We start from the raw sequence: 5,460 nt of genomic DNA, 5'->3' as shown, positions 1-5,460 counted from the left end.
GGCGTGGTGGGCGGCGGGGTGGTGGGCGGCGGGGTCGTGCCGCCACCGATCCCGGTCACCTCACCGTTGCCACCGTCGAAGGCCACGTCGGAGCAGCCGAAGAAGTTCTCCTGGCTGTCCGAGCGGACCCACCGCGAGTAGATGATGTGTCGGCCGGTCTTGTTGGCCGGCAGGGTCCCGGTGAAGTAGTAGTGGCCGTCGTTGGTGCCGACCGCGCCGCGCTGCGGCGGGTTGGTCACCGTCAGGAACGGCTGCTCCTCCAGGTCGCTCCAGGCCAGCGCCCGGGTCGGGCTCCAGCTGTTCTTGGTCACGTAGAAGTAGAACGTGCCCGGGTGGTGCGCCCAGTTGCTGTACCGGAACTCGATGGACCGGCCGGCGGTCAGGTGGGTGATCGGCCAGTCGTTACGGGCCAGGTCGAAGCCACGGAAGCCGGTGGCGCCGCCGCTGCAGAGCTGGCCGTCGGGGATGAAGCCGGTGGTCCGCCCGTTGGCGTCCGAGCGCAGCACGCTGAACCAGTTGTACAGCGAGTTGGCACCGGACTGGGCGACCGCGGCGGAACAGGCCGGGTTCTGCGGCCGGATCTCCCCGGTGGGGGAGAGGCCGTCGCGCCAGCACAGGAACGTACGGGCGCCCGGCGTCATCGCCGCGCCGTGCGCGGCGGCCGGGTCGGGGCTGGCCGTCACGGCGACGACCGCGCTCGCGGCGAGGGTGACGGCCGCGAAGAACATCGCGGCCAGACGAGGTCGGTGCACAGGTTCTCCTGACTCGCGGGGCACACCGTGCGGGGTGGCCCCGCCGAAGCGCGCGGGAGGATGAAAGCTCGCTCCCGCAGCTAGGGGCGAATGCGACGAAGCGGCGACGTGTGCACGGGGTCTATGCCCTCCCGGCACGATGCCGCCGGTGATATGTCGACGCGTACGTATGCCCTCGCGTCCATGACCCGGCGCCGATGACGCGCAGCCCCCGCGCCATCCGGCACCACCATCCCAGCACGCCGACGCGGTCGACGCAATAGCTGTTCCTCGATGTGCACGACGCCGGTTCGCGTCGGCCGGTACGCGCCAATACCGTGGCGTGCATGCCCGGCGGCGGATCGTTGTGCCAGCCTGGGCGGCAGCGGACGGCCGACGAAAGGGACCGGGATGGGATACGCAGTGGTGCTCGGTGAGGCGCTCGTCGACCTGCTCGACACCGAGAGCGAGGGTGGCCGCGTCTTCCGGCAGGCCGTCGGCGGCGGCCCGCTGAACGTCGCCGTCGGCGTCGCCCGCCTCGGGGGCGCGGTGCAGTTCGTCGGCTCGCTCGGCGACGACGTGCTCGCCGGGCGGATCCGCGACCTGCTGGCCGCCGAGCGGGTCGGCACGGCCGGGACGCTCACCGCCCCGGTGCCGACCACGTTGGCGGTCACCACCTTCTCCGGTCCGGAACCGGACTTCCGCTTCTACGGCGATCCGCCCTCCTACGCGGTGCTCACCGCCGACGACGTCGACGCGACCCTGGTCGAGGACGCCGACGTGCTCTACTGCGGGTCGATCGTGCTGCTGGCGCCGACCACCCTGGCCGCCGCCCGCCGGGCCTGGTCGCTGGCGCCCGGGCTGCGGGTGTTCGACCCCAACGTCCGTCCGCGACTGCTGGACGGCCCGCAGGCACTGGCCGAACTGCGCGGGGTGGTCGCCGAGTTCGCCGCCGGTGCGCACCTGGTCAAGTTGAGCACCGCCGACGCGGAACTGCTCTACCCCGGCCAGCCGGTGGAGTCGGTGGCGGCGTACCTGCGCGAGGTGGGCGCGGGCACCGTCGTGGTCACCCTGGGCCCCGAGGGCGCGGTGGTCGCCGCCGCCGGCGCCGATCCGGTACGCATACCCGCGCCGAGGGTGCACGCGGTCGACGCCACCGGCGCGGGTGACTCGGTGATGGCCGCGCTCGTCGCCGACCTGCTCGTCGACGGCGAGCCCGCCGAGCCGGGCGGCTGGACCGAGCGGGTGGCCTTCGCGTTGCGCGTCGCCGGTCTCGTCTGCGAACGGCCGGGCGGGGCCGTGGCCATGCCGACCCGGGCGCAGGTCCGCGAGCGCTTCACCGGCTGAGAGCGCCGGGTCCACGGATCAGGCGGTGCCGTCCAGCTCGGCGTAGCCATGGCGGGCCGCGATCAGCGCCGGGCGGGCCGGGAAGGGTGCCTCGGCGGCGACCCGCTCCGGCGGTGCCCCGCCGGTGTGCCCGGCCCGGATCAGCCAGGCCATCTCGGCCAGCTGGGTGTGCTGTGCCCGGACGAACTCGGCGTCGACCGGCTCACCGTGCCCGGGCACCACGACCGTCGCCGGGGTGGTCCACCGCAGCAACTCGGCCACCGCGTCGGGCCACTGCAACGGGAAGGAGTCCTCGAACGCCGGTGGGCCGGACTGCTCCACCAGGTCCCCGGCGACCAGCACGTCGGCGTCGGGCACCTGCACCACCAGGTCGGCGTCGGTGTGGCCGTGCCCCGGATGCCGCAGCACCACCCGTCGGCCGCCGACGTCGAGGGTCGCCTCGGTCCGGACCGTACGGGTGGGTGCCAGCAGCGGCGTGTCGGCCAACTCGGCGGCCAGCCCCGGATGCGCGTCGCGCAGTTCCGCGTACGCCTGGCGGCGCAGCTCGTCCGGATCGCCGCTCATCACCTCGGCGGCGCGGTCGTGCGCCCACACCGGGCGGGGCGGGTCGGCGGCGAACGTGGCGTTGCCGAACCAGTGGTCGTAGTGGTGGTGGGTGTTGACGATCGTCAGCGGGTCACCGGTGACCGCCCGTACGGCGGCGGCCAGCTCGGCGGCCTGCCGCGCGCTGGAGAGCGTGTCGACCAGCAGCGCCGCGCCGTCGCCGCACACCAGCGTGACGTTGACCGCGAGCAGGGGCTCGCACAGCACGTGCACCCGGTCGGCGACCTCGACGAAGCGGACCGTCACGACGGTCGGCCGGCGCGTTCGACGAACCGCTGCCGGTCGACCACGACCCGTTCCACCCGGCCCTCGGCCACCCGCTGCCCACCCTCGGTCACCTCGACGTCGAAGACCAGCCGGCGCCGGTCGACCGTGGTCAGGGTGGCCTGCGCCACCACCGTCCGGCCCACCGGCGTGGCGGCCAGGTGCGTCAACTCGACCCGGGTGCCCACGCTGGTCGCACCGGCGGGCAGGTGCGGCGCGCTCGCCGCCACCGTGGCCGCCTCGGCCAGCGCCAGCACCCGGGGGGTGCCGAGCACCGGTACGTCACCGGAGCCGACCGCCTCGGCGGTGTCGGCGTCGGTGACGGTCAACTCGACCCGGGCGGACAGACCCGGCGTCAGGGCGAGATCCGACTGCACCTGCATGGCCACAGCGTAGGGGCTCGCCGCACCCTCGGCGACGCGTGCCGTCGGATGGCCCCCGTCCGGCTCGGCCCGCAGCGCCGTGGGCGGCTCCGACACGGTGGCGCGGCACGCAGGTGGTCCTGCGTGGGGCGGCCCAGGGTACGCCGTTAACCTTGTCCGCGATGTCTGCCGTGACCGACCCCCAGCCCCCGGCCCCGACCGAGCCGTCCGCCTCACCCGACGGCGGTCGCCGCCGCGTGATCGCGATGTCGCTGTGGAGCGTCGCCTTCGTGGCGGGCTGGCTCGTCATCGGCCTGCCCACCGACCCGCTGTACGCGTTCTTCTGGATCTGGGCGGGGACCATCGCCTGGAACTCCGCCCGCCCGTGGCGCAGTCACCTGCGCTTCGCCCGGGACTGGGTGCCGGTGGTGCTGCTGCTGGTCGCCTACAACCTGTCCCGGGGCTTCGCCTACCACGACGGGACGGTGCCGCACGCGTACGAGCTGATCCTGGCGGACCGGTTGATGTTCGGCTGGGCCATGGACGGCCAGGTGCCCACCGTCTGGTTGCAGCAGCACCTGTACCACCCCGACGTGCGGTGGTGGGACGTCCTGGTCAGCTGGGTGTACTTCTCGCACTTCGTGGCGGCACTGGCCGCCGCCACCGTGCTCTGGATGCGTGAGCGCAGCCGGTGGGCGGCCTTCATGCGGCGCTGGTTCTTCCTCTGCGCCACCGGCCTGGTCACCTATTTCCTGTACCCGGCCGCGCCGCCGTGGTGGGCGGCGCAGAACGGGCTGATCGAGGAGGTCGCCCGGATCTCCACCCGGGGCTGGCGGGCGTTCGGCATGCACGGCGCCGGCAACCTGCTCAACGCCGGGCAGCTCGCCTCGAACCCGGTGGCCGCGATGCCGTCGCTGCACACCGCGTTCGCGCTGTTCGTGGTGCTGTTCTTCATGAACACCGTGCGACGCCGGTGGTGGCCGCTGCTGCTGTCGTATCCGCTGGCGATGACCTTCACCCTGGTCTACAGCGGCGAGCACTACGTGATCGACGTGCTGGTCGGCTGGGCGTACGTCGGGATCACCTTCCTGGCGGTCGGCGCGGCCGAGCGGTGGTGGTCGCGCCGCAAGGCCCGCCGGGCCGCCGCCACCGACCCACCTCCGGACGACCGGGACGCACCGGCCGCACCACCGGTGGTCCCGGCCACCCACTGACCGGTCGTCGCGCGGGCAGGCGCCGGCCGCCCTAGCCGCGACGGGCGGCCCGACCCCGGGCGGTCAGCTCCGCCGCCAGCGCCCAGGCGTCGGCGAGGTCACGGTCGACCGCCGCCGCGCCGGCCCCACCGGCGGTGTCCACGTGCACGGTCGCCAGGCCGAGCAGCCGCTGGATCGGGCCCTGCACCACCCGGACGCTCTGGAACCGGGCGTACGGCACCATCGTCAGTTGGCGGGTGAGCAGCCCGGACCGGACGGCGAAGACCTCGTCGGTCAGCCCCGCGCCGAGCACCTGACGGCTCAGCGGGTTCACCCAGCGGGCCCGGGTCGGCGGCGGGACCAGCGGCAACGACGCCAGGGTGACCCCGGGCAGCACCTCGGCGAGGATGATCTCGCCGGTCGCCAGGTCCCCCACGGGCAGCAGACGGTCCGGTCGGTTGCGCTGGTCGGCCTCGCCCGCGGCGTAGCCCGCCACCTCCAGGCGCATCCGCAGCCAGCCCTTCATCCGCCAGAGCAACGGCCAGGTCATCCCGACCGTCTGCACCCGGTGCAGCGGCACCGTCTGCACCCGCGTCTCCAGCAGGCCGTTGCGGATGCGCAGCCGGTCGGCGTCCCGCGCGAGCTGGAACCGCCAGTCGTCGAGCACCCGACGCACGGGTTGCAGCAGGATGCCCGCCATCGCGGTCAGCGTGCTCGCCACCGCGATGAACGACCACGATCCCTCGGACAGGAACTGCACGGTGACGAAGGCCACGCCGATCGGCAGCAGGAACGCCTGCGGGGTCAGCAACTGGCTGATCAGCAGGTCCCGGTTCTCGACCGCGTGCAACGGGCGTCCCGGCGGCGGGCCGGCCGCCCCGTCGTCCGCCGGTGCCGTCTCCTGGTCCGCCGACTCGCCCGACGCCACCGCGTCCGGACGGGCCGGGGCGACGGCCGGCC

At 74.0% G+C, this 5,460-nt stretch carries 6 protein-coding genes; 2 read left to right on the top strand and 4 right to left on the bottom strand.

Going from position 1 to position 5,460, the window contains the following annotated elements; genetic code table 11:
- The coding region (locus tag EYA84_RS25075; protein WP_131055927.1) for a lytic polysaccharide monooxygenase at positions 1–728 on the bottom strand (728 nt) is incomplete at its 3' end.
- 414 nt (positions 729–1,142) lie between these two features.
- Between EYA84_RS25075 and EYA84_RS25070 the strand changes: the two genes are divergently transcribed.
- The gene (locus tag EYA84_RS25070; RefSeq protein WP_131055926.1) at positions 1,143–2,078 is read left to right on the top strand and encodes a carbohydrate kinase; all 936 of its coding nucleotides are present in this window, start codon (positions 1,143–1,145) and stop codon (positions 2,076–2,078) included.
- A gap of 18 nt (positions 2,079–2,096) precedes the next feature.
- Here the strand turns inward: EYA84_RS25070 and EYA84_RS25065 are convergent, their stop codons facing one another.
- The gene (locus EYA84_RS25065) at positions 2,097–2,927 is read right to left on the bottom strand and encodes an MBL fold metallo-hydrolase (RefSeq protein ID WP_131055924.1); all 831 of its coding nucleotides are present in this window, start codon (positions 2,925–2,927) and stop codon (positions 2,097–2,099) included.
- A complete protein-coding gene (locus EYA84_RS25060; RefSeq protein ID WP_131055922.1) occupies positions 2,924–3,328 on the bottom strand; it encodes a thioesterase family protein in 405 nt (134 codons plus the stop codon). Before EYA84_RS25060 ends, EYA84_RS25065 begins: the two co-directional genes overlap by 4 nt.
- 161 nt (positions 3,329–3,489) lie before the next feature.
- Here EYA84_RS25060 and EYA84_RS25055 point away from each other — a divergent pair, with 161 nt between their 5' ends.
- Positions 3,490–4,521 (top strand): phosphatase PAP2 family protein, encoded by a 1,032-nt coding sequence (locus tag EYA84_RS25055; RefSeq protein WP_131055920.1) that lies wholly within the window; start codon positions 3,490–3,492, stop codon positions 4,519–4,521.
- A gap of 31 nt (positions 4,522–4,552) precedes the next feature.
- Here the strand turns inward: EYA84_RS25055 and EYA84_RS25050 are convergent.
- On the bottom strand, positions 4,553–5,460 hold a 908-nt coding region (locus EYA84_RS25050), incomplete at its 5' end, for a PH domain-containing protein (protein ID WP_153227117.1).

Source organism: Verrucosispora sp. SN26_14.1 (genome assembly GCF_004307965.1).
Lineage (GTDB): Bacteria > Actinomycetota > Actinomycetes > Mycobacteriales > Micromonosporaceae > Micromonospora.
The sequence above is the reverse complement of the archived record's forward strand: the minus strand, read 5'-3'. Positions and strand labels throughout refer to the sequence as shown.

Excerpts from the sequence above, each read along its gene's own strand:
- EYA84_RS25060 (WP_131055922.1), bottom strand. The coding sequence starts at position 3,328 with ATGCAGGTGCAGTCGGATCTCGCCCTGACGCCGGGTCTGTCCGCCCGG.
- EYA84_RS25055 (WP_131055920.1), top strand. The coding sequence starts at position 3,490 with ATGTCTGCCGTGACCGACCCCCAGCCCCCGGCCCCGACCGAGCCGTCC.
- EYA84_RS25070 (WP_131055926.1), top strand. The coding sequence starts at position 1,143 with ATGGGATACGCAGTGGTGCTCGGTGAGGCGCTCGTCGACCTGCTCGAC.